We start from the raw sequence: 1,258 nt of genomic DNA, 5'->3' as shown, positions 1-1,258 counted from the left end.
GGCCACCGCATGGGCACGGCCGAGGTGGAGAGCGCGCTTGTGTCCCACGACCATGTCGCCGAGGCCGCCGTGGTCGGCTATCCCCACGACATCAAGGGCCAGGGGATTTATGCCTATGTGACGCTCAATGCCGGCGTCGAGCCGCACGACGATCTGAAGAGAGCGCTGGTCGCCCACGTCCGCAAGGAGATCGGTCCGATCGCCGCCCCGGACGTGATCCACTGGGCCCCCGGTCTGCCGAAGACGCGATCAGGCAAGATCATGCGGCGAATCCTGCGGAAGATCGCCGAGGGGGATGTGGGAGCGCTGGGGGATACCTCTACGTTGGCGGATCCGGGGGTGGTAGATCTCCTGATTGCTGAGCGATCGTGACATGGCGCTCCCGCTACCCAACGGCAGCGCAGGTGTACCGAAGGGCTCCAGCGTCGCAATGACCGGCAGGTCGTAAACTGGCCGATCCGCCGTTCAGTGTAGGGCCACCCTGGGCCGCCTCGTGTGTCACCCGGTCACAATGGGCGGGTTCTTGCCGCGGAATGAATCAGGGAGATAAGGGTTCAGCGATGGGCCCACCGTTGCAGCTGACTCCGAAGGCCGCCTCGTCGCCAAATCACGACCGCGAGGCCGAAAATCGCTACACCGGCGCCGTCGAAAATGAAATCGAGCCAGCTTGCGTCGCGACCGATCAGGCCTTGTATCACTTCGACGACCGCACCAAGGAGCAAAGTAATGCCGCACACGATCAGCGCCCGGGTCCGCGGAATGAGCGTGGCCACGCACGCGGCTATCGTCCCGAAAGCAAGCAAATGGGCCAGTTTGTCTATTCCCGGCGCAGATCCTTCAACGGCGGGAGCCGGACCCAACATTAAATAGAGAAGGACGCCGATAATGGTGGCGGCCGCAAACTTCGAAATCACACGCATCGCATCACGCTAGCAGGAGCGATCCATCCGCAGCAATGACGTCGCGGACCGGCTTGCTGTCATCCGGGCAAACCGCCCAAACGGATCGCCCTGCCTCCAAGAACGACCGCAAGTCTCGCATTCAGGTGTGGGCGGGGTGGTCAAGGTCGCGACCGCTCGCTATCTCCGCCCGACGGACAAGGGATGGATTTTCATGCGCGTAGCGATGATCGGCACCGGCTATGTGGGCCTGGTCTCAGGGGCCTGTTTCGCCGACTTCGGCCATGACGTGACCTGCGTCGACAAGGACCCGTCCAAGATCGAGCGGCTGGAGCGGGGCGAGATCCCGATCTTCGAGC

3 protein-coding genes are annotated in these 1,258 nt (G+C 63.3%); 2 read left to right on the top strand and 1 reads right to left on the bottom strand.

The annotated features are described in order from the left end of the window. Positions 1 to 372 (top strand): acetyl-coenzyme A synthetase (locus Q8K99_14580; GenBank protein MDP2183774.1); only part of this gene is annotated, 372 nt, incomplete at its 5' end. A gap of 182 nt (positions 373 to 554) precedes the next feature. Here the strand turns inward: Q8K99_14580 and Q8K99_14575 are convergent. After that, positions 555 to 914, bottom strand: coding sequence for a VanZ family protein (locus Q8K99_14575; protein ID MDP2183773.1), 360 nt, complete (start codon positions 912 to 914; stop codon positions 555 to 557). A 199-nt stretch (positions 915 to 1,113) separates the two neighbouring features. On the opposite strand from Q8K99_14575, the gene Q8K99_14570 reads away from it, so the two are divergent. Next, positions 1,114 to 1,258: NAD-binding protein (locus Q8K99_14570; protein MDP2183772.1), on the top strand; the 145-nt coding region annotated here is incomplete at its 3' end.

The sequence above is a fragment of the Actinomycetota bacterium genome (assembly GCA_030682655.1).
In the GTDB taxonomy this organism is placed as follows: domain Bacteria; phylum Actinomycetota; class Coriobacteriia; order Anaerosomatales; family JAUXNU01; genus JAUXNU01.
The sequence above is the reverse complement of the archived record's forward strand: the minus strand, read 5'-3'. Positions and strand labels throughout refer to the sequence as shown.